Here is a 21,396-nt window from a genome sequence, read left to right on the forward strand (position 1 = left end):
TTTGAGGTTGTTAAAATATAAAAAATAATTAACTGTATTTAATGGCTTTCAATGGTGAGATTCTGCTGATCAGATAACTCGGCAAAATCATGGCAATCCCCGAAATGATGAAAATCCCAACGGAAACCGAGATAATATAAATAGGATTCAGATCTACCGGAACTGTACTGATGAAGTAATTTTCCGGATCAAGCTTTATAAATCCCGTATATTTTTGGATCAATAACAATCCAATTCCAATCACATTTCCTGCCAACAATCCCGGAACCATGATCAACAATGTGTAGTTGATAAAAATGGACCGTATCTGTCCGTTGGACGCACCCATCGTTTTCAAGATCCCTATGGAATTGGTTCTTTCGATAATTAGGATAAGCAAGACCATTATAATGTTGATGACCACAACAATTAACATGATCGCGATGATCAACGAAATATTTTGATTGAAGATATTGATCCAATCTAAAATTTGCGGATACTTTTCCGTTACTTTTTCAGCATAATTTTTATATCCGATATATTTTTCAACCTGAGGAAAGACCTGATCGATCTTATCCGTATCATCTAAAAAAATATCTAAACCTCCGATTTCTTTTTCGCTCATATTCATCACCTTTCGAACATGATTGATATCACCGATCATATAAAGGTCGTCCACTAATTTGATATCCGTTTTATAGATCCCTTTGATGAGGAATTTTCTGTAGATCGGTTTCTGGTCTTCTTTCGAGAAAATGGCGACAATACTATCACTGGTTTTCAGAGAAAGATCACTCGCTATTTTTTCTGATAAAATAACCTCATTGTTATAACCATCCTCTTTATAATCCGGAATCGAGCCGGAAATCATAAACGGCTGAAATCTTTCTTTATCGAAGTCTTTTCCAACACCTTTCAGAATGACACCTGCAAAATTATTTTCCGTTCTCAATATTCCGCTGACAGAGGCATAAGACTGTAAACCAGCAACTCCAGCAATAGAACTAATTGCTTTTGCATTCAAACCATTTGTTTCCAAAACAGAGGAATTATAAGAAGAATTGGAACGTGTCGATCTGACAGAAATATCTCCACTGAAATTGGAGATCCTATCTTCTATTGCCCTCTTGGACCCGAGCCCCGTAGAAATAGTAATCAAGGAAACAATGATGCCCAAAGCGACAGAAAGCCTACCAATATAGACGATCACTTTGGAGAGATTATTTTTGTTATCTTTGGAAAACGCTATCTTTTTCGAGAAATATAACGGAAAATTCAAATCAATGATTTTAGGCTTCAAAAATAAAACTTTAGTTTTTATCCTGCTAATTTATTTTGGTTCATTAACTTTTTTTAAGTCCCAGGACCAATCCAGAGACTGTTTTGCGACTGCTGCTGACAGACCGGAATTGTATCTTTCTTTATTGAAAAACAAAAATGTAATAGTTGCGGCTAACCAAACCAGTCTTCTGAAAAATAAAAAGCATTTAGTTGATTTCTTGGTCGAAAATAATATAAAAATCAAATCTATTTTTGCGCCTGAACACGGCTTCCGAGGTATGGCTGATGCTGGCGAACACGTTAAAAATGGAACTGACAGCAAAACCGGATTACCAATTGTTTCTCTTTATGGCGACAATAAGAAACCAAAAGCCGAATATCTAAAAGGTGCTGATGTTATTTTATTTGACATCCAGGATGTTGGCGTTAGATTTTACACTTACATTTCGACATTATCTTACATTATGGAAGCTGCTGCTGAAAACAATGTTGAAGTCATCGTTCTTGACCGACCAAATCCACATGATGGTTACATAGACGGACCAATAATGAAAAATCAATGGAAAAGTTTTATCGGCTTGCACAATGTTCCAGTCGTTTATGGCTTAACAATCGGAGAATACGGTAAAATGGTCAACGATGAAAAGTGGCTAAAAAATGGAATCCATGCAAAATACACCTTGATTCCAATGTTGAATTATCATAAGCAAAAAAGATATGGTGTTTCCGATAAACCGTCGCCAAACCTTCCGAATGACAAATCCATCAATCTCTATCCAAGTCTTTGTTTTTTTGAAGGAACTCAGGTTTCCGTAGGAAGAGGAACTGATTTGCCATTTCAGGTCTACGGTTCGCCCTGGACAAAAGATTTCTCTTATCAATTCACACCAAAACCAACAGAGGGCGCAAAAGACCCTTTCCAGAATGGAAAACTATGTTACGGAGAAAATCTCAGTCAATATTCTCACGATTTGAGACAAATAAATTTAGAATGGCTTTTGAAATCCTACAAAAATTATAAAAATCCAGAACAGGATTTCTTTTTGAAAAATCTATTCTTTGATAAATTGGCAGGAAGCGATGAACTTAGAAAACAGATCATCGCAGGAAAATCTGAAAAAGAAATCAAGGAAAGCTGGAAAAAAGACCTTGATAATTTTGAAAAAATAAGACAGAAATATATTGTTTATCCTAACTAAAAAAACCTCCCGAGTTGGAAGGTTTTTTGGGTTTATAATAATTTGAAATTACTTTGTTCCAAAGTTTTTAGAAATACCAACAGTGATTCCTTTACCAAAACCAAAACCAAACTGGTTGGTTTTAATTTCAGAATCTTTTACTTTCTCATGGGTATATCCTATTCCACCAATATTAAAGTTAAGACCGAAAGAATTTTTGAAATTGATGAACAAATTTGGTGTAAAAGCTAAACCAAATCCTGTTGTTTTAGTCTCAATATAATTGATGGTTGAACCCGAAGTAGTATCCGGTTCCTTGCTTTTTCCATTAGATGCAAATACATCAAGTTCTCCAAACACTGCAAAAGTTTCATTCAATGGGACTGTATACCTTCCGAAAACACCATACTGGAAATAATTATCCTTGATCTCCACATTGTACGTGCTTGCAGGAACTCCTGGAAAACCAGAAAAAGTAGATTCACCAGTTTGTTTTGATGAGCTAACGCCTAATTTAACCCCTACCGTAAATCTGTCCGTAACCTGATAACCTATTTGAGGATTGAAGGAAAACTCATCAGCCTTTCCTTCTGATTTAAACATTGCAGTATTGTTCGTAGTTTTAGAAGTGTTGTAAGAAATATTTCCTCCCACCAAAATTGTGTTTTTTTGAGCATTTACAGCTCCGAAAAGTGCCAATGCACCAACTAGTAATAGTTTTTTCATAATTTATTAAATTTGAGGGTGCAAAAATATTAAAATTTTATAAACCTCCAAATTATATATAAAAAAACAGTTGAAATTTTATTAATTTAGAAATATCAGTTTTCCTCAGCCAGCCATTCTCCATAAGAATTCTCGGTCTCGTGAAGCTTGAGATAAGCCAACTGAACATTGCCGGGAAGCTTTGACTTTATTTTAGTTGCAATGTCGTAAAGCATATTTTCGCAGGTCGGCTGGTACTTACAAAAAATCACTTTGTGTCCTTGGTTCTGGAGACCTTCACCAAGAGTTTTATGTGGCGAATCTCCGTTTACCAGAACCGCATGATCCCAAACATCTATGATCTCTTGATTCACGATTTTCTTTATATCACCAAAATCTACAACCATCCCGTTTTTATGATCATCCAGATCGTTGATAGGATTTCCTTTTACAGTTACGAATAGTTTATAGGAATGACCGTGCATATTTTTGCATTTGCCATCATAATTATAAAGCACATGCGCGGTTTCAAAAGTGAAGATCTTGGTAATTCTTATCATAATGCAAAGATAATTAAAAATCTGTTTTTATAATTTTAGTTAAAGATTTGCTCAGTAGTTGCACAAAAGCTTATTTTTGCATCAAACACATAATATAAATGAAAAAAGCAATCCTTTTATTTGGTCTTATATCATCAGTCTTCTTCTATTCTCAAAACTATTCTTCGTTGGATAAAATTCTGGAAAAATTGGAAAACAGAAGCAAAAAGACGAAAGACGCTTCTGACTTTGACATCAAGGACAAAAAATTCGTCCTGATAGAGGACTTTGACGATCATTCCGAACGTCATATTTTAGAATTCAAGAATGACAATAGTCTGACATTGATTGAAGTAATAGATGACAAATCCACGGATAAAACTTATTCTAATATTTTCTCTGGCGATTATATCCGTAAAAAGAATGCGGTCTCTGTAAGAGCTGACCTTTTGGAAGGAAAAAAAATATCCATTCCTATCTCCCATAATTTATATTTGATGAACGCCAATAACATTTGGTATTTGAAAGACATCAATACGAACAAACGTTGGATAGAAAATTCTAACCTTCTGAAAAAGAAAAAGTAATTTTAACTGTCTTTCAGAAAATCAATGCAAATTTCAACAGCTTCATCTAATTCTTTCGGAAGATAATCGTTTTCCCAAGGCTCTTTCGCTCCAAAAGTATGATTCGCATTTTCAATAATCTTTAATTGAGAATCTTTTGTCCAACGATGAAGATTTTCAGAATGGTTCAAAGGAACAGATTCGTCAGCAGAACCGTGAATGAATAAGCTTGGAATTGTCAGATTGTTACAAGCTATTTCTACATCAAATCTTTCTTTATTAATTTTATAATCTTGATAGAATTGAAAATAATGAGGCATCTTTTGCTTGGTTCTGGCATTTTCTACAAAATAAACACCTTCTTTTTTCCAATTTTCAAAAGCTTCATCTTTAGGAAATCTATCAAGCGTAGAAACGCTGGCTAACGTAATAAGTTTTGAAACCGAACTATTCTCGGAAGCTTTGATTACCGAAATCCCTCCGCCTCTGCTGTGTCCTAGTAGAATAATTTCATCAGTATCAACTTCTTTCTGACTTTTAAAATGATTAATTACAACTTCCAAATCTTGTAATTCTTTGGAATAATTATTTTCTCCAAAAGCTTCCAGATCTCCAAAATCATTTGGGTTTTCAATCGTAGTTCCGTTATGAGAAAAATTGAATTTAACAAAATAAAAACCTGCATTCGCAAACTCCTCTCCCATCAGTTCCCAAGCACCCCAATTTTTATAACCTTTATAACCGTGAACAAAAATAATTAATGGGAATCTCTCATTCGAGTCAGGAAAAATTGCATCAGCCAAAAATTCTTTTTGACCTATTAGGATTATATTTTTATGTTTGATTAAAGTCATAATTGAAGAATTACTAAGAACAAAATTTGTTATTGGCTTCGCCGAACTTACGTTTCTGAAAGAATCTCAACAATTTAGATTCCTAAGAATGACAAACATTATGTCATTATAAATTGTAAGCGAAGAATCGAAAGTCTTTTATCTTTGCTCTATTATCTAAAAGTCTAAAATAACTATATCGTCATCGAGAAAATCCGGGTTTCCGGTTTGTTTCTCATCATTCTGAGGTCGAAAACCATTGCAACATTTCGTGTGAAAGCTCTTCCTTTTTCAGTGATTTTAATTTGATTATCTAAAATTTCAACCAAACCGTCTGATTCCATTTCTCTCAATTTCTCAATCGCATTTTCAATTTCTGGAAACGTGTTTTGTAAATCCCAGCTTGTCTCCAATTGACACATCAGATTCAGGATATGTTTTCTGATAGTCAGATCTTCTTCGTCTAAAATATGACCACGGAAAACAGGAATCTCGCCTTCTTCCACGATTTTCTGATATTCTTCCACCGTTTTTGCATTCTGCGCAAAAGCGTACCAGGAATCGGAAATTGCAGACATTCCCAAACCAACCATTAATTGGGTTTTGCTAGAAGTATAACCCATAAAATTACGATGCAATTTTTTTTGAGTCAAAGATTGATAAAGATCATCATGCTCCAAAGAAAAATGGTCCATTCCAATCTCGATGTAACCGAGTTCTTCTAATAATTTTTTTCCATCTTCATAAAGTCGTCTTTTTTCATCGCCGTTGGGTAAGTCATTTTCATCAAAACCTCTTTGTCCAACGCCTTTTACCCACGGAACGTGTGCGTAGGAATAAAATGCCAAACGATCTGGTTTCAGTTCCATTGTTTTTCTGATGGTGTATTCTACTGCTTCCCAAGTCTGGTGTGGCAAACCGAAAATCAAATCATGGCTGATTCCTTTATATCCAATTTCCCGCGCCCATTCCGTCACATTTTTCACATTTTCAAAAGGCTGAATTCGGTTGATGGCTTTCTGAACTTTCAAATCATAATCCTGAACGCCGAAACTCACTCTTGTAAAACCTAAATCAAACAAAGTCTGAAGATGTTCTCTCGTTGTATTATTCGGATGGCCTTCAAAACTAAACTCTGGTTCTTCCGCTATTTCCACGGTTTCGAAAATGCCCGTTAACATTGTTTTCAAGTTTTCCGGAGAAAAGAAAGTTGGCGTTCCTCCACCAAGGTGAAGTTCCTTAAGTTTTGGTTTTTCGTTGAATAATTCCAAATATAATTTCCATTCTTTCAAAACGCTTTCCAAATATGGAACTTCTACAGAATGCTGTTTCGTAATCCGTTTGTGGCAGGCACAAAATGTACAAAGTGCTTCGCAAAATGGTAAGTGAATATAGATGGAGATCCCTTCTTCGGCATTGCTTTCTGAGAAGGATCTTATAACGGATTTTTTCCAAAGTTCGCGCGTAAAATCTGCTTCGTTCCAATACGGAACTGTGGGATAAGACGTGTATCTCGGACCTGGAATATTGTATTTGTCAACTAATGAAATCATTGGTGCAAAGTTACGAAAACTATGTTTGGAATGATTTTGAATTAGGGATGATTTTTGATTGTTAGTTTCTATAATAGATCTCAAAATTTCTATTGAAGACAAAACACATAGCCCCGATAGAAACGGCATCCTTTTTCTTTTTTAGCAAAAAAAGAAAAAGATATAGTGGATAGCGGGAAATAGCTCCTAAAATAAAATCTATTTTTTAATAATTTTTATAGACTGCCGTCCCAAATTGGATTGCACCGCCAAAAGATATTCGCCAGCGGGATATTTGAAGTCTAATGAGTACTTTTTCAATCCTTTTTGACCAACATCATCTTTAAGAATATTTCCTAAAAATTTTCCCGTCAAATCATACAATCCTACAATAATATGGTCGGAATGGATATAATGAATGTTCAGATTTAGTTTGTCTGTTATAGGATTTGGTACTATTTTAATTTTTAGGTTCTCAACTTTTTCATTGCCTGATTCATTTGTTGACAAACCCGTTGTTGTCATTTTATAAATCTGATTTCCAGATGCAAAAGCAGTCGTTCCATTAACGAAAAAAATTCGATTAAGAGAACCTCCAAGACTGTTATTAATCCAAGTATTTCCGCCATCGAAGGTTTCCATAAACCCAGAATTATGACCGCCCATCCATCCGTGAGTCTCGGAAACAAAACCAACAGCTTGAACGTAAGGGTCTGGGAAATTTTTGGTCTGCCAAGTTAATCCGCCATCAAAAGTTTTCAATAATTTTCCTTGAGTTTCAGATTCTATTGAACCAAATATTGTTTTGTTATCAGGAAAAATCTGCAGTTTCCAGACATAATCGCCATATTCGCCAGCACTGTATATTTTTGTCCAAGTATCGCCACCATTTGTTGTTTTCAAAATGACTGCGCCTTGTTCATCGCTTCCGGAAGCAAAGCCTGTATTTTCATCAATGAATAAAATCTCTACAAGCGCGGTTGCATAAGCAGACATATTAATATATTTCCAAGTGTTGCCTGAATCTGTTGATTTGATAACGTAAGCTGGAGAAAACCAAGCACCACAACCATAAACTGTAGAAGCTCCAACCGTATCTAGTCCACAAATAGCAGCTGGATAAGGGGAAATATTATTAACTTTTGCCCAAGTTGCCCCACCGTTAATTGTCTTATAAAAGTTATTATTGAGAGTTCCGAGAAAACCGATATTCTCATTGAGGAATTCTATATTTCTGAAATATTGTCCTGTTTGCGAACTTACAACCTGCTCAGTCCAAGTTGCTCCGCCATTGGTTGTTTTAAAAACCGCTCCATTACCTCCTCTTGCAGCCCAGCCGAGATTTTCGTTCAGAAAAAAGACATCATCATATCGACCTGTAGTAGATGGCGGATAATTTAGAGCTTGCCAATTATACGTTTGAGAGAATAAAAAATTTGCAATAAGCACAAATGAAATAAAGATTTTTTTCACAGTTTTTAAATTTTCCTATAAAAATAAAAAAATCGGGAGAATTTCCCGATTTTGATTTATATAATTTTGAATTGATTATCTCAATTCAGCTTTGAATTCTTTTTCAAAAGATTTGATGAGAGAATTCATTACTTCTGTGATGTCTTTGTCTTCCAGCGTTTTTTCTTCATTCAGAAGTTCAAAACTCAAAGCATAAGATTTTTTACCCTCCGGAAGATTTTTTCCTTCGTAAACATCAAAGAGATTAATATTCTTCAAGAAAGGAGATTTGTTAGATTTTGCCAACTCATACAATTCTGCGTAAGTAATAGTTTTATCAACCAACAAAGCCAAATCTCTTCTGATTTTGTTGAACTTCGGAATATCGATGAATTTCAGATTTTCTTTTGTTCTCAAAGCTTGGCAATTTTCCAACTCTATTTCCGCATAGAAAACTTCTTGGCTAATATCGAAATCTTTCAATAACTGTGGTGCAACTTTCCCTAATCTTGCCACAGTTTTATCACCGGATTTGATTTCCAAAGCATCAGAAAAACGCTCGTCATCCAATGCAGATTCGTGAAGTTCAAGGTTGAGTTTTTCTAGAAGAACTTTTACATAAGCTTTCAAATAGTAGAAATCTGTCGCGCTTTTTGGCTGAAGCCAGTTTTCTGCTACTTCTCTTCCAGAAGTCAGAATCGCTAATTGCTTTCTCTCTTCGTATTTTTCTTTCTTATGATAAATTTTCCCTAATTCGAAAAACTTAATATCAGATGATTTTCTGTTGATATTGTAAATTGCGTTTTCCAAAAGCCCTTCTAACAAAGACTTTCTCATAAATGCTAAATCATTGCTTAAAGGATTTAGTAACTTAACAGCGTCTGTTTCATCTTTTACGGAACGAAGCGAATTGTTCATCACCTCGTGAAAACCATTGGATTGCAATGTTCTTGCCCAAGAATTTTCCAGAGCGTCTTGGTCATCGAAACTCAATTTTACTGGTGTGAAAGATATTTTTTTCGGAGCATCAATTTTGTTATATCCATAAATTCTCAGCACTTCTTCAATGACATCAATTTCTCTTGTCACATCTGCTCTGTAAACAGGAACAGATAATTCAAGACCATTTTGAATTTCATTAAGAATTTGAATATCAAGGGATTTTAAAATTTCTTTTACTTTTTCTCTATGGATTTTAGTTCCTAAAATTTGGTCTAATTGAGAATATCTGAAAACCACATAATGGTCTTTGATTTTTTCAGGATAATGTTCCAAAATTTCTCCTACTAATTTTCCGCCAGCTAATTCCTGAATCAAATTGATTGCATGAGTCAAAGCTGTTCTAGCATTATTTGGGTCAACACCTCTTTCGAAACGGAAAGATGCGTCGGTATTTAGTCCGTGTAATTTAGAAGCTTTTCTAATCGCCACCGGATTGAAATAAGCACTTTCTAAGAAAATAGTTTTCGTTTCAGATGAAACGCCACTTTCGCTTCCACCGAAAACTCCGGCGATACACATTGGTTTATCTTTTCCGTCTTTGATAATAATTTCCGAACCATTCAAAGTTCTTTCAACATTATCCAAAGTTGTGAATTTGGTTCCAGCTTTTACAGTTCCAACTTTCACAGTTTTTCCAGTGATTTTATCTGCATCAAAAGCGTGAAGCGGTTGCCCAAGTCCGTGAAGAATATAATTGGTAATATCTACAACATTATTAATTGGCGAAAGTCCGATTGCTTTCAATCTGTTTTTCAACCAATCCGGAGAAGCTTTAACCTCAACATTTTCGATAACTGCACCTAAATATCTTGGTGTCAATTCAGAATCTTCAACTTCTAATTTGAAATCGTGAGAGCCTTCGATATTTAAAACTTTTGATTCTAATTTGGTAAATTCTGACTTCAAATTATTCGAAGAAACAAAAGCCTGCAAATCTCTTGCAACACCGTAATGTGACATTGCATCAGTTCTGTTCGGCGTCAAGCCGATTTCGTAAACCTCGTCGTTTGTTAATTCAAAATAATCTGCAAATGGTTTCCCAACTTCAAATTTCGCATCATCCAAAACCATAATTCCGCCGTGGTCATCACTCAAACCCAATTCATCTTCAGCGCAAATCATTCCTTCGGAAACTTCGCCTCGAATTTTAGCTTTCTTGATTTCGAAAGAACTACCGTTTTTTGCATAGATTTTTGTTCCTACAACAGCTACTGGAACAGTTTGTCCAACAGCTACATTTGGAGCACCACAAACGATTTCCAGAATTTTTCCGTTGCCAACATCCACTGTTGTTTTGTTCAATTTATCAGCATTAGGATGTTTTTCGCAAGTCAAAACTTTACCTACGACAATTCCTTCCAGACTTCCTTTTACGCTCTCGAATTTATCAACACCTTCTACTTCCAAACCGATATCGGTCAAATATGCGCTGATTTTCTCAGAGTTAAGGTCTGTTTTGATATAATCTTTAAGCCAATTATTAGAAATTTTCATTCTTTATTTTTTTTAGAATCAAGATTCAAGAACCGAGATTCAGGATTTTTAATGTTATTTTATCATTAATAGAAGTCTAAATATTTAGATTGACTTCGTCGAACCACTTCGTTAGGTTTCCTACTGAATGACAAATGTTATTTTTATTTACAAATCTTCCTTATTTGCGAAGCTGCAGCCCGACTTGAGTGGAAATCCTTTTTTTTGTTGCTGGAAAAGCTTTGGCAAAAAAAGATTGGGAACGGAAGGCGGAAAAAGCTGCCCAAAAAATTATGATTCTTAAACTAAAATTTGAGACTTGAATTTCAAATCTCAAATTTTAAATATGATTAATTTTAAAATTATAAACCTATCACAGGCATTGACAACATCAGGATACTTTCGTTGTCCTCCAATCCGTCAACTGGTTCTACAATTCCCGGTCTGTTTGGTTGAGACATTTTCATCGTGATATCGTCAGAAGCCAAAACGGATAACATCTCTGTCAGGAATTTTGAACTGAAACCGATATTGATATCATCACCGTTATAGTCACAAGGAATCTGCATATCTGCTTTGTTGGCGTACTCTGTATCTTCTGCGTGAAGATGAAGAACGTTGCCAGACAATTTGAATCTTACCTGATTCGTAGATTTGTTTGACATAATAGATGCTCTTCTGATAGAACCCAAAAGCAAACTTCTGTTGATGGTCAAAACGTTTGGATTTTCCTTAGGAATTACCGCATTGTAATTTGGATATTTTCCATCAATCAAACGACAAATCCAGATGTTATTTCCAAAAGTGAATTTTGCCATATTATCACTAAACTCAATCACAACATCTTCGTTGGAATTGTTCAGGATATTTTTGAAAATCGATAAAGGTTTCTTTGGCATAATGAATTCCAAAGTCTCCGGATGTACGATATCTGTTCTTTTGTAAACCACCAATCTGTGAGAATCTGTGGAAACAAAGTTGGTCTCATCTTCTTTGAATTGAAACAAAACACCAGTCATCACAGGACGTAGAGAATCGTTACTTGTAGCAAACAAAGTGTTCGCCAACGCTTCTGCTAATACGCCTCCTCCGATAGTTACTTTCTGAGATGCATCAAATTCCGGTAATTCCGGATAATCGTCTGCATTGTCCAATGCTACTGCAAAGTTGTCTTTCTCATCCAGGATTTCCAAAACGCTTCCGTTTCCGTCTTCGGAATCTTTAACCGCAAGAGTCAAAGGCTGCTCGCCATAAGTTTTCAGGAAATCCTGAAAAATCTTCCCTGGAACTGCTAATTTTCCTTTGTCATCCGACTTCACTTCAAGAGAAGTAATCAAAGTCGTTTCTCCGTCAGAAGCCGTAACTGTCAACAAGTTCTGGTCTAACTCGAAAAGAAAATTCTCCAAAATTGGTCTGGATTGTGAACCGGAAATCACGCCACTCACCGTCTGTAAAGCTTTTTGCAAATCGCCACTGGCAACAATAAATCTCATAAACTGTATTTATTTCAATTCCACAAATATAATGATTTCGGTTCGATTGTAAAAGTTGATTTTATTTAGTTATTAACAATTTTTGAATTGGAGTAAAATAAGTTTGAATAACTTTGTGAAAATTTGATTATTGCTGATTTTTTAAACGCAAAGTCCGCGAAGATTTTTCTAAACTTATTGAAAACATTTTTAAAGTTCGCAAAGGCACTTCGACGGGCTCAGTATAAACTTCAAACTCAGCAAAGACTTAAAAGAGATTGTTTAAATAGAATTTAAATTAATAATGAAAAAACCGCCATTTCATAAAAGTGTTCAGTTCACTTTGCGAGGAATTATTTGGATTTTGAGAAACGAAAGAAATTTCCAATTCCACATTTTAGGATTGATCATTAATCTTTTTCTGATTGTTTTTCTTGGACTTTCAAATATCGAAACAGCTTTGATTCTTCTTTGTTGCTTTTTTGTTTTGGTGACTGAAGCTTTGAATACTTGTGTTGAGAAAATCTGCGATTACATTCAGCCGGAGTTTGATTCTAGAATTGGGATTATTAAGGATTTGGCTGGTGGGGCTGTAATGTTGGCGACAATTTCTGCGATTTGTGTTGGTGCTTTGGTTTATTGGCCTTACCTGCAATTATTTCTATATTAATTGAGTTAAAAAATATTGTAAGATTTAATCTATATTTTTTCATAAAATCTTTACATTTGTTTTCAATAAAATTCTGAAATGAGCAAAAAAAATATAGCCGTTGTAATGGGCGGTTATTCTGATGAATACAAAGTTTCTTTGAAAAGTGGGCAACTGATTTTCGATTCACTTGACCGTGAAGTTTATGATGTTTACAAAGTCATTATTTTAAAAGATGAATGGTATTTCTTAGACGAAAAACAGAAGAAAAGATTCATCAATAAAGCAGATTTCTCTGTCAACCTCGGCGATGGAGACATCCTTAACTTTGATGTTTGTTTCAATATCATCCACGGCACGCCGGGCGAAAATGGAATTATGCAAGCTTATTGGGACGCCATTGGACAAAAATATACAGGTTGTGATTTCTATCAAAGTGCCTTGACCTTCAATAAAAAAGATACTTTAGCGGTTTTGTCAAAATACGGAATTCCTTCTGCAAAAAGTATTTATTTAAGAAATGGCGAGGAAATTTCCGATAACGAAATTGTAGAAAAATTAGGACTTCCTCTTTTCGTTAAGCCAAATCAAAGCGGTTCTTCTCTTGGAATTTCTAAAGTTAAAGACAAAAGCGAACTTAAAAATGCGATTGAATTTGCTTACAAAGAAGATGACGAAATCCTTATCGAAAGTGCTTTGAACGGAATGGAAGTTTCTGTCGGAGTTTTAGATTACAAAGGCGAAGTGATTGTTTTGGGAATTACGGAAATTGTTCCTGATAAAGAATTCTTTGATTATGAAGCCAAATACGAAGGCGCATCTCAGGAAATCACGCCTGCAAGAATTGATGAGGAAACGACTAAAAAAGTAGAAGAAATTTCCATCAAAGCTTACAAATCGCTTGGAATGAGTGGATTTTCCCGTTCGGAATTCATTATTGTTGACGGAATTCCGCACTTGCTGGAAATGAATACCAATCCTGGATTTTCGCCGGCAAGTATCCTCCCCCAACAAACAAAAATCTACGGAATCTCTATCAAAGACCTTTGCGGAAACGAAGTAGAAAAAGCACTTAACAAATAATTATAAATTATAAATTTTAGATTTTAAATTATTTGAGAAATCTAAAATTTCAGAATCTAAAATTTCAGAATCTAAAATTTAAAATTTCTATGAAAATTGCTGTTTTTCCCGGGTCATTTGACCCGATTACACTTGGACATTATGATATTGTAGAACGTGCAGTTCCGTTGTTTGACAAAATCATCATCGCCATCGGAAAGAATTCTCAGAAAAAATATATGTTCTCTCTGGAACAACGGAAAGAATTCATCAGAAAAACTTTTGAAAAATTCCCAAACGTTGAAGTTGATGATTTCGAAGGTCTAACAATTGATTACTGTAAAAGTAAAGATGTGAATTTCATTTTGAGAGGACTTAGAAACCCAGCCGATTTCGAATTTGAAAAATCAATTGCACAAACCAACAGAGCTTTGACCAGAGATAATACAGTTGAAACCATTTTCCTTTTGACGTCGTCTGGGAAATCTTACATCAGCAGTAGCATTGTTAGAGAAATCATTTCTTATGGTGGGAATTATGAGATCATGGTTCCTGATGCTGTAAGAGTTAAGAAATAGAATATCATAACATAAAAAAGGAGTGAGATTAATTTCACTCCTTTTTTATTCAACTCAATTCAAAAACTGTGATTTCCGGCAACACGCCTACCCTACCAGGATATCCAATCACACCAAATCCGCGGTTGACATAAAGATAATTATCTCCGCTTTGGTATAAGTCTGCCCATTTAGGATATTTGTATTTCACAGGCGACCATTTGAAGTTTTTCAAGTCGATTCCGAACTGCATTCCATGGGTGTGACCAGAAAGCGTCAATTGCACATCTTTTGGATGATTTTTCACGACAGCATCAAAATGTGACGGGTCGTGAGACATCAGGATTTTACACGCTTCAGGTGGTACATTTTGAGTTGCTTTATCCAAATCCCCAAATTGTGGAAACGGTGGAATCCCCCAGTTTTCTACACCAAGAATGTATAATTTCTCGCCATTTCTCTCAATAACTCTATTTTCATTTCTGAGCATTTCGAAGCCTGCTTTTTTCTCGTTTTCGATGAGCTTCGGAATGTTATTCTTTTGTTCATCAATGTTTTTCCAGACGCCATATTCACCATAATCGTGGTTCCCTAAAACCGCAAATTTTCCGTCTTTTCCTTTAATCTGAGAGAACAAATCGATGAAAGGAACAAACTCATCTGCATAATTATTCACCATATCTCCGGTAAATAAAACCAAATCTGCATTTTGCTCATTAATCAAATCGATAGCGTGCTGCAGATGTTTCGGATTTTGGAAACTTCCGCTATGAACATCAGAAATCTGAACAATTTTATAACCTTTGAAACTTTCCGGCAGGTTTTTCAATTTTAACCTGACAACTCTCGCTCTATGACGGTATTTCCCGAAGATAATTCCGTCCAGAACAATTCCTGCCAAAATAGCTCCGGAACCAAGTCCAACCAAGCTTATAAATTTCCTTCTCGAAGGATAATTATGATTTTCTGTCGCCACATAATTGTAACCGAAATTCAGAAGTCTGATTAAATCTTCAATCAAAAGGAAAATAGCAACTAAAAGTTTCGGCAGAACAAAAATCAAAATCACAGAAAACACAATCTGGAAATTAAGATATTTGTGAGAAGCTCTATTGAAAGTGATTACCGAATAAATCAGAAAGGCATAAATCAAAATCGTTGGAATCCAGTAGATAAACCTTCCGTTCTGATTGGTATAAACTGTTTTAAAAGCTTGATAAACGTAAGTTTCCAGCAGTAAAAAAACTCCCAGAAGAAATAAAATTGTCTTTTGCATATTGTGATAAAAAAACAAAAGGAATAAAAATTTATTCCTTTTGTATGATGACGTTTAAAATTTATTTTTACTTTAAATGATTTATATTTTTCCCACCGGAAACTTATAAACCACACAATTGATATTCATTCCAGCTCCTACCGATGTAAACAAGATATGAGAACCCGGCGTGAATTGCTGACCTTCCATTTTTCCTTTTCTGATCAGATTAAATAAAGTAGGAACTGTCGCAACCGAAGAATTCCCAAATTCCTGAATCGTCATTGGAGAAATCGCATGGTCATAATCTTTTTGTCCGTACAACTTGAACAATCGCCCAATCATTGCATAATCCATCTTCGCATTTGCCTGATGAATAAGAATTTTGCTAATATCAGAAATATCAAGACCTGCCTTATCAATTGTTGCTTTTATAGCATCAGGAACATTCTTAAGGGCATATTCGTAGATTTTACGACCTCTCATTCTGATGAATAACTGAGTTTGGTCGTGCTCAAGATTCAGCGAAGGACCATTTTCCAAATAACATAATTCCTCGCCATTATCGCAAAGTGTGTTATCCGCTAAAACTCCGACTGTAGTATCTTCAGTCGCCGTTACAACAACTGCTCCGGCGCCATCAGCAAAAATCATTTTATTCCTGTCGTAAGGGTCTGTAACTCTGCTTAGAGTTTCTCCACCAACTACCAAAGCTGTTTTTGCTTTTCCGGCTTTTATCATTGTATCAGCCAAAATCAGAGATTCAACCCAGCCCGGACATCCAAAGATCATATCGTAATTGACACAATCTCTTCTTTTGATTCCCAATTTTCCTTTTAGTCTTGCAGAAAGAGACGGCATAAAATTCGGAATTCCATTGACATCAACTTCACCAAAATTGGTTGCGAAAATGATATAATCAATCTCTTCTTTATCAATACCCGCATCTTCAATAGCCTCCAGGGAAGCTCTGTGAGCCAAATCTGAATTAAAATCTTCCGGATTGGCATATCTCCTTCTTTCTATCTCTGTAATCTCAACAAATTTTCCGATGATTTCTTCAGTTGGTTTTTCAATCAATTGATTATTATCATCGTAGAATATGGCATCCTTGAAATGAGAACCGTCTATTATGTTTTCCGGAACATAACTTCCAGAGCCAATGATTAATGTATTAGGCATTGATATTAAAAAATTTTAAATGCAAAATTACACAAAAATTAATTCCTAGAATTTTATTTCTTTAAGATTTATTTCAGATGATTCTATTTTAAATTTAATCTTATTTACTAAACGCTAATAAACACGCATTATTCTTATATTTTATATCAATAATGAATAGTAAGAATTTGAAATTTAAATAAGGAATTTTTATTTTTGACGAATGTTTGAATTCCAAACCATAAAAAGACCAATCGAAGATACTTTATTGAAAGAAAAAGGAAGTAAGTTCATTGGATTCGCCTATCCCGTCAATTCTGAAGCAGAAATTAGGGAGAGATTAAATCATCTTTACGAAATTCACCCAAAAGCAACGCATCATTGTTATGCTTACAGACTTGGAATCAATGGAGAAAATTACCGAGCCAATGATGATGGAGAACCTTCCGGAAGTGCTGGTTTACCTATTTACAATCAGCTTCTTGCTCATCAAATAACAAATGTTTTGGTTGTTATAATCAGATATTATGGAGGAACAAAACTAGGCGTTGGCGGACTGGTAAAAACTTATAAAGAATCTGCGAGATCAACTTTAGATGAAGCCGAAATCATCACCAAAGAATTAGAATCCGAAATTGAAATCAAGTTCAAGTTTTCTCATCAAAATCAGATTTTCACGCTCCTAAATAAATATGATGCAAAAATTCTTGATTTCGATGCACAGGAAATGTGCATAATAAAAGCCAACATCAAAACCGCTAAAAAAGAAAACATCTCAAACGAATTGTCTGAGATGCTTTTGGAATTTAATATTTCATAACTTTTTAATCCCTTCTATTTCCCATAAGCATAGATGCAAAATAAATCAGCTGCGCTAATGAACCCAACGCCGCAACAACGTAAGTTCTCGCCGCCCATTTAAGTGAATCTTCTGCTCCTTCGTATTCTTCCGAAGTTACAGTTCCAGTAGATTTCAACCATTGCAAAGCACGGTTACTCGCATCATATTCCACCGGCAACGTTACAAATGCAAACAAGGTTGTCACTGCGAAAAGTATTACACCAATTGCTAAAACTGTAGTGTTTCCATTCGGATTATCAATACTTCTTGTCGCTGCCATTATGGCAATACCTGCGAACAAAACAAATTGTAAAAGATTGGAACTGATATTAACAATCGGAACCATTTTCGACCTCAATTGCAACATAGAATAACCGACCGCATGTTGCACAGCGTGTCCGCATTCGTGAGCCGCAACTGCCGCCGCCGCTGCATTCCTCTGCATGTAGACAGCTTCGGAAAGATTCACTGTTTTATTTTCAGGATTATAATGGTCGGACAAATGTCCTGGAACAGAAACTACCTGAACGTCGGTAATTCCATTATCTCTCAACATTTTTTCCGCAACTTCTTTTCCAGACATTCCATTTCGCAGATGGACTTTGGAGTAATATTCGAATTTCGATTTTAGTCTAGAGGAAACAATCCAGCTAAACAACATAGAAATCCCAATAATTAAATAATAACCAGTCATTTTCTATAAAATTTACATTAAAATAAATCTATGATTTTTGAGTAAAAATTATGCCAAAGCATTGCACATTTTGCCTTAAAAACTATCTTTGTCTTATTGATAAGCAAGAATATGGAAAACATCATTATAAAGCAAGTGGTTACGGAAAGTGATTTGATAAAATTCATAAAATTCCCTATGGAATTGTACAAGAACAACCCGAATTTTGTTCCGCCTTTAATCAACGATGAAAAAGACATTTGGAATAAGGATGAAAATCCCGCGTTGCTATATTCTCAGGCGAAACAATTTTTAGCTTATAAAAATGACAAAATCGTTGGCAGAATTGCTGTAATGATTAATAATAAGGAAGCTCAGGAATTAGGCATTAAAAAAGTGAGATTCGGATGGATTGATTTTATTGATGACGAGGAAGTTTCTAAAGCTTTGATTGACGAAGCGATTAAATACGCCAAAGAAAATCAAATTGATAAAATCGAAGGTCCAATGGGATTCACGAATTTGGATAAAGCCGGAATGCTGATTTTCGGGTTTGATAAATTAGCAACGATGATTGGAATTTACAACTTCGAATATTATCCGAAACATCTGGAAAAACTAGGCTTGGTCAAAGAAAAAGAATGGGTAGAATTTGAATTGCAATTCCCTGATGTTTTGCCCGAAAAAATAGAAAAATTCAGTTCTTTGATTGCTCAGAAATATAAATTGAGAACTTTAAAGTTTAATAACAAAAAAGAGATTCTTCCTTATGTTGAGCCGATGTTCAAATTATTGGACGAGACTTACAAATCGCTTTCGACTTACACGCCAATTTCGGACGAGCAAATCAAATCTTACAAAGAGAAATACTTCAGTTTCATAGACAAAGATTACATCACTTGTGTGGCTGATGAGAACGACCAATTGGTGGCTTTTGCGATTACAATGCCTTCTTATTCCAAAGCTTTGCAGAAAGCCAACGGCAAACTTTTCCCTTTTGCTTGGTGGCATTTTTTACAAGCCGGAAAGAAAAACGACAGAGCGAATTTTTATTTAATAGGAATCCATCCCGAATATCAGAGACGTGGCGTTACTTCTATGATTTTCAAATCCATCCAGATGAATCTTAAAAGTAAAGGCATTAAATTTCTTGAAACCAATCCAGAGTTAGAGGAAAACAAAAACGTACAAGTTCTTTGGCAGGATTATCACCCAGTGCATCATAAAAGCAGAAGAACCTACTCTTTGAACATCAATGATTAATTCAGTTAAACAATTGTTTAACTAAATTATATTTCAATTAAGATTTCTGACCTTTAAAATTCAATTCAATTGAAAAAGCAACTTTATATCTACGCAGGTCTCATCATTTTGTTTGTAGCTTACAATTTCTACAAGCCAGTCAAAGACGACAGATTGGATGCTGTCATCAACATCTTGTTTGCCAGTGTATTGTTTCTGTACATCGCTTATATTGCTTATCTTGTTCTCAAGAAGATAAGTAAGAAAGACTAATCAGTCCTTATTTATAACTGTTCTAAATTTACAAAAACAGACTTTTGTCTGCTTTACATAAGGCGGATAATTTAATATATTAAATCTTTATTTAGTATTTTTGCATAGTTAAATTTAGACTTTATGAATTTACCTGAAAATTATATTCCAATACTCATTCAAGCAGGAGTTGGATTAGGCTTTGTTATCATTTCCTTGTTGGGTGCTCATTTCTTAGGGCCACAGCAGAAGAAAGGTAATTCTACCAAAAATTCAAGTTGGGAATGCGGTATCCCTGTTGAGGGAAACGCTAGAACGCCTTTCTCCATCAAGTATTTCTTAACTGCTGTATTGTTTGTATTATTCGATATAGAAATCGTATTTTTTTATCCTTATGCTGTCAACTTCAGAGAATTTGGAATGGAAGGCTTTTTAGCAGTCCTTACATTCGTAGCCATTTTCTTTGTTGCGTTTTTCTATGTTTGGAAACGTGGCGCATTAGATTGGGATAAGTAAAATAATTTTAAATTATGAATTATAAATTTTAGATGAGAGTTTTGAATTAATTTAAAATCTAAAATTTAGAATCTAAAATCAAGAAAGAATGTCAGATAAAAAACCAGTAATAAAAACAGATGCGCCAGCTCCTCCAGGATATGAAGGAGAAGGATTTTTCGCAACGCAATTGAGCAGTGTTATCGGGATGGCAAGAAAGTTCTCACTTTGGCCGTTACCGTTCGCTACTTCTTGTTGTGGAATCGAATTTATGGCTACATTGAATCCAACATACGATGCATCAAGATTTGGGATGGAAAGAAACTCTTTCTCCCCAAGACAGGCAGATATGTTGATGGTTTGCGGAACTATTTCCAAGAAATTAGGTCCTGTTTTGAAAGAAGTTTACACCCAGATGGCTGAGCCAAAATGGGTTGTTGCTGTTGGAGCGTGTGCTTCCAGCGGTGGTATTTTCGATACTTATTCGGTTCTTCAAGGGATTGACAAAATCATTCCTGTTGACGTTTACGTTCCAGGCTGTCCGCCAAGACCAGAGCAAATTATCGAAGGCGTAATGCAGGTTCAGGCTTTGGCAGAAAGCGAAAGCATCAGAAGAAGAGATATGCCGGAATATCAACATTTATTAGATTCTTACAACATCGACAACTAGGGAATAATGACGAACGAATTTGTATTAGAAGCCATCACGAGAGAATTTCCTGAGTCTGTCATTTCAAGTTCAGAACCTTATGGAATGTTGACGATTGAAATCAAGAAAGATGATATCAAGAAAGTCATTCATTATCTGAAAGATTCAACTTTGGAATTCACATTTCTGACTGACATCTGCGGAATACATTATCCTGAGACTCCTGAAAAAGAAATCGGAGTTGTTTATCACTTACATAATTTGATGACGAATTTCAGATTGCGTCTTAAGATTTTTATGACGAGAGAAAACACCGAAGTAGATTCTTTAACCGAATTATTCGCAGGTGCCAACTGGATGGAAAGAGAAACTTTTGATTTTTATGGAATTAAATTCAAAGGTCATCCGGATTTGAGACCAATCCTTAATATGGAAGACCTTGGATATCATCCAATGCTGAAGGAATATCGTTTGGAGGACGGGACAAGAACTGACAAGAACGATGCAATGTTCGGAAGATAAGATAAATATAAATGATAAATGATGAG

22 protein-coding genes are annotated in these 21,396 nt (G+C 35.1%); 11 read left to right on the forward strand and 11 right to left on the reverse strand.

The window, feature by feature from the left end; translation table 11 throughout:
• Positions 1-28: 28 nt before the first annotated feature.
• Positions 29-1,258: an FtsX-like permease family protein gene (locus RTX21_RS01060; RefSeq protein ID WP_312764782.1), complete on the reverse strand. Its 1,230-nt coding sequence runs from the start codon at positions 1,256-1,258 to the stop codon at positions 29-31.
• A gap of 4 nt (positions 1,259-1,262) precedes the next feature.
• Between RTX21_RS01060 and RTX21_RS01065 the strand changes: the two genes are divergently transcribed.
• Entirely contained in the window at positions 1,263-2,459 is a 1,197-nt protein-coding gene (locus tag RTX21_RS01065; RefSeq protein WP_312764784.1) for a DUF1343 domain-containing protein, read from the forward strand.
• Positions 2,460-2,507: 48 nt separating this feature from the next.
• Here RTX21_RS01065 and RTX21_RS01070 read toward each other — a convergent pair whose 3' ends face one another.
• Complete coding sequence (locus RTX21_RS01070) at positions 2,508-3,164, reverse strand: outer membrane beta-barrel protein (RefSeq protein WP_312764786.1); 657 nt, start codon at positions 3,162-3,164, stop codon at positions 2,508-2,510.
• 95 nt (positions 3,165-3,259) lie between these two features.
• Complete coding sequence (locus RTX21_RS01075) at positions 3,260-3,703, reverse strand: 6-carboxytetrahydropterin synthase (protein WP_312764788.1); 444 nt, start codon at positions 3,701-3,703, stop codon at positions 3,260-3,262.
• Positions 3,704-3,801: 98 nt separating this feature from the next.
• Here RTX21_RS01075 and RTX21_RS01080 point away from each other — a divergent pair, with 98 nt between their 5' ends.
• A complete protein-coding gene (locus tag RTX21_RS01080) occupies positions 3,802-4,269 on the forward strand; it encodes a hypothetical protein (protein ID WP_312764790.1) in 468 nt (155 codons plus the stop codon).
• A gap of 2 nt (positions 4,270-4,271) precedes the next feature.
• Here RTX21_RS01080 and RTX21_RS01085 read toward each other — a convergent pair whose 3' ends face one another.
• The 5 genes from RTX21_RS01085 to dnaN all read right to left on the reverse strand — a co-directional run bounded on the left by RTX21_RS01085 (position 4,272) and on the right by dnaN (position 12,033).
• A complete protein-coding gene (locus tag RTX21_RS01085) occupies positions 4,272-5,102 on the reverse strand; it encodes an alpha/beta fold hydrolase (RefSeq protein WP_312764791.1) in 831 nt (276 codons plus the stop codon).
• A 173-nt stretch (positions 5,103-5,275) separates the two neighbouring features.
• Positions 5,276-6,634 carry an oxygen-independent coproporphyrinogen III oxidase gene (hemN, locus tag RTX21_RS01090; protein ID WP_312764792.1) on the reverse strand — a complete coding sequence of 453 codons (1,359 nt, stop codon included), beginning with the start codon at positions 6,632-6,634 and terminating at the stop codon, positions 5,276-5,278.
• 198 nt (positions 6,635-6,832) lie between these two features.
• Complete coding sequence (locus tag RTX21_RS01095) at positions 6,833-8,086, reverse strand: T9SS type A sorting domain-containing protein (protein WP_312764794.1); 1,254 nt, start codon at positions 8,084-8,086, stop codon at positions 6,833-6,835.
• Positions 8,087-8,161: 75 nt separating this feature from the next.
• Positions 8,162-10,561, reverse strand: a complete 2,400-nt coding sequence (gene pheT, locus RTX21_RS01100; protein ID WP_312764796.1) for a phenylalanine--tRNA ligase subunit beta — start codon at positions 10,559-10,561, stop codon at positions 8,162-8,164.
• Positions 10,562-10,902: 341 nt separating this feature from the next.
• Positions 10,903-12,033, reverse strand: a complete 1,131-nt coding sequence (gene dnaN, locus RTX21_RS01105) for a DNA polymerase III subunit beta (RefSeq protein WP_312764797.1) — start codon at positions 12,031-12,033, stop codon at positions 10,903-10,905.
• A gap of 283 nt (positions 12,034-12,316) precedes the next feature.
• On the opposite strand from dnaN, the gene RTX21_RS01110 reads away from it, so the two are divergent.
• From RTX21_RS01110 to coaD, 3 genes are all read left to right on the forward strand, one after another.
• Complete coding sequence (locus RTX21_RS01110) at positions 12,317-12,682, forward strand: diacylglycerol kinase family protein (RefSeq protein WP_312764798.1); 366 nt, start codon at positions 12,317-12,319, stop codon at positions 12,680-12,682.
• 78 nt (positions 12,683-12,760) lie between these two features.
• A complete protein-coding gene (locus RTX21_RS01115) occupies positions 12,761-13,744 on the forward strand; it encodes a D-alanine--D-alanine ligase (RefSeq protein ID WP_312764799.1) in 984 nt (327 codons plus the stop codon).
• An 89-nt stretch (positions 13,745-13,833) separates the two neighbouring features.
• A complete protein-coding gene (gene coaD, locus RTX21_RS01120; protein WP_312764800.1) occupies positions 13,834-14,301 on the forward strand; it encodes a pantetheine-phosphate adenylyltransferase in 468 nt (155 codons plus the stop codon).
• A gap of 49 nt (positions 14,302-14,350) precedes the next feature.
• On the opposite strand, the gene RTX21_RS01125 is transcribed toward coaD, so the two are convergent.
• On the reverse strand, positions 14,351-15,556 hold the full coding sequence (locus RTX21_RS01125; protein WP_312764801.1) for a metallophosphoesterase: 1,206 nt from the start codon (positions 15,554-15,556) through the stop codon (positions 14,351-14,353).
• An 81-nt stretch (positions 15,557-15,637) separates the two neighbouring features.
• On the reverse strand, positions 15,638-16,717 hold the full coding sequence (locus tag RTX21_RS01130; RefSeq protein ID WP_312764803.1) for a 3-oxoacyl-ACP synthase III family protein: 1,080 nt from the start codon (positions 16,715-16,717) through the stop codon (positions 15,638-15,640).
• A 202-nt stretch (positions 16,718-16,919) separates the two neighbouring features.
• Here RTX21_RS01130 and RTX21_RS01135 point away from each other — a divergent pair, with 202 nt between their 5' ends.
• Positions 16,920-17,516, forward strand: coding sequence for a YigZ family protein (locus RTX21_RS01135; RefSeq protein ID WP_312764805.1), 597 nt, complete (start codon positions 16,920-16,922; stop codon positions 17,514-17,516).
• Between the two features lie 4 nt (positions 17,517-17,520).
• On the opposite strand, the gene RTX21_RS01140 is transcribed toward RTX21_RS01135, so the two are convergent.
• Positions 17,521-18,231, reverse strand: a complete 711-nt coding sequence (locus tag RTX21_RS01140; RefSeq protein ID WP_312764806.1) for a zinc metallopeptidase — start codon at positions 18,229-18,231, stop codon at positions 17,521-17,523.
• Between the two features lie 111 nt (positions 18,232-18,342).
• On the opposite strand from RTX21_RS01140, the gene RTX21_RS01145 reads away from it, so the two are divergent.
• The 5 genes from RTX21_RS01145 to RTX21_RS01165 all read left to right on the forward strand — a co-directional run bounded on the left by RTX21_RS01145 (position 18,343) and on the right by RTX21_RS01165 (position 21,370).
• Positions 18,343-19,473 (forward strand): GNAT family N-acetyltransferase, encoded by a 1,131-nt coding sequence (locus RTX21_RS01145; protein ID WP_312764808.1) that lies wholly within the window; start codon positions 18,343-18,345, stop codon positions 19,471-19,473.
• Between the two features lie 69 nt (positions 19,474-19,542).
• A complete protein-coding gene (locus RTX21_RS01150) occupies positions 19,543-19,725 on the forward strand; it encodes a hypothetical protein (RefSeq protein WP_074233219.1) in 183 nt (60 codons plus the stop codon).
• A 123-nt stretch (positions 19,726-19,848) separates the two neighbouring features.
• Positions 19,849-20,220, forward strand: a complete 372-nt coding sequence (locus tag RTX21_RS01155; RefSeq protein ID WP_312764810.1) for an NADH-quinone oxidoreductase subunit A — start codon at positions 19,849-19,851, stop codon at positions 20,218-20,220.
• An 88-nt stretch (positions 20,221-20,308) separates the two neighbouring features.
• The gene (locus RTX21_RS01160) at positions 20,309-20,869 is read left to right on the forward strand and encodes an NADH-quinone oxidoreductase subunit B (protein WP_312764812.1); all 561 of its coding nucleotides are present in this window, start codon (positions 20,309-20,311) and stop codon (positions 20,867-20,869) included.
• Between the two features lie 6 nt (positions 20,870-20,875).
• On the forward strand, positions 20,876-21,370 hold the full coding sequence (locus RTX21_RS01165; RefSeq protein WP_312764814.1) for an NADH-quinone oxidoreductase subunit C: 495 nt from the start codon (positions 20,876-20,878) through the stop codon (positions 21,368-21,370).
• Positions 21,371-21,396 lie beyond the last annotated feature (26 nt).

The sequence above is a fragment of the Epilithonimonas sp. genome (assembly GCF_032054305.1).
Lineage (GTDB): Bacteria > Bacteroidota > Bacteroidia > Flavobacteriales > Weeksellaceae > Epilithonimonas.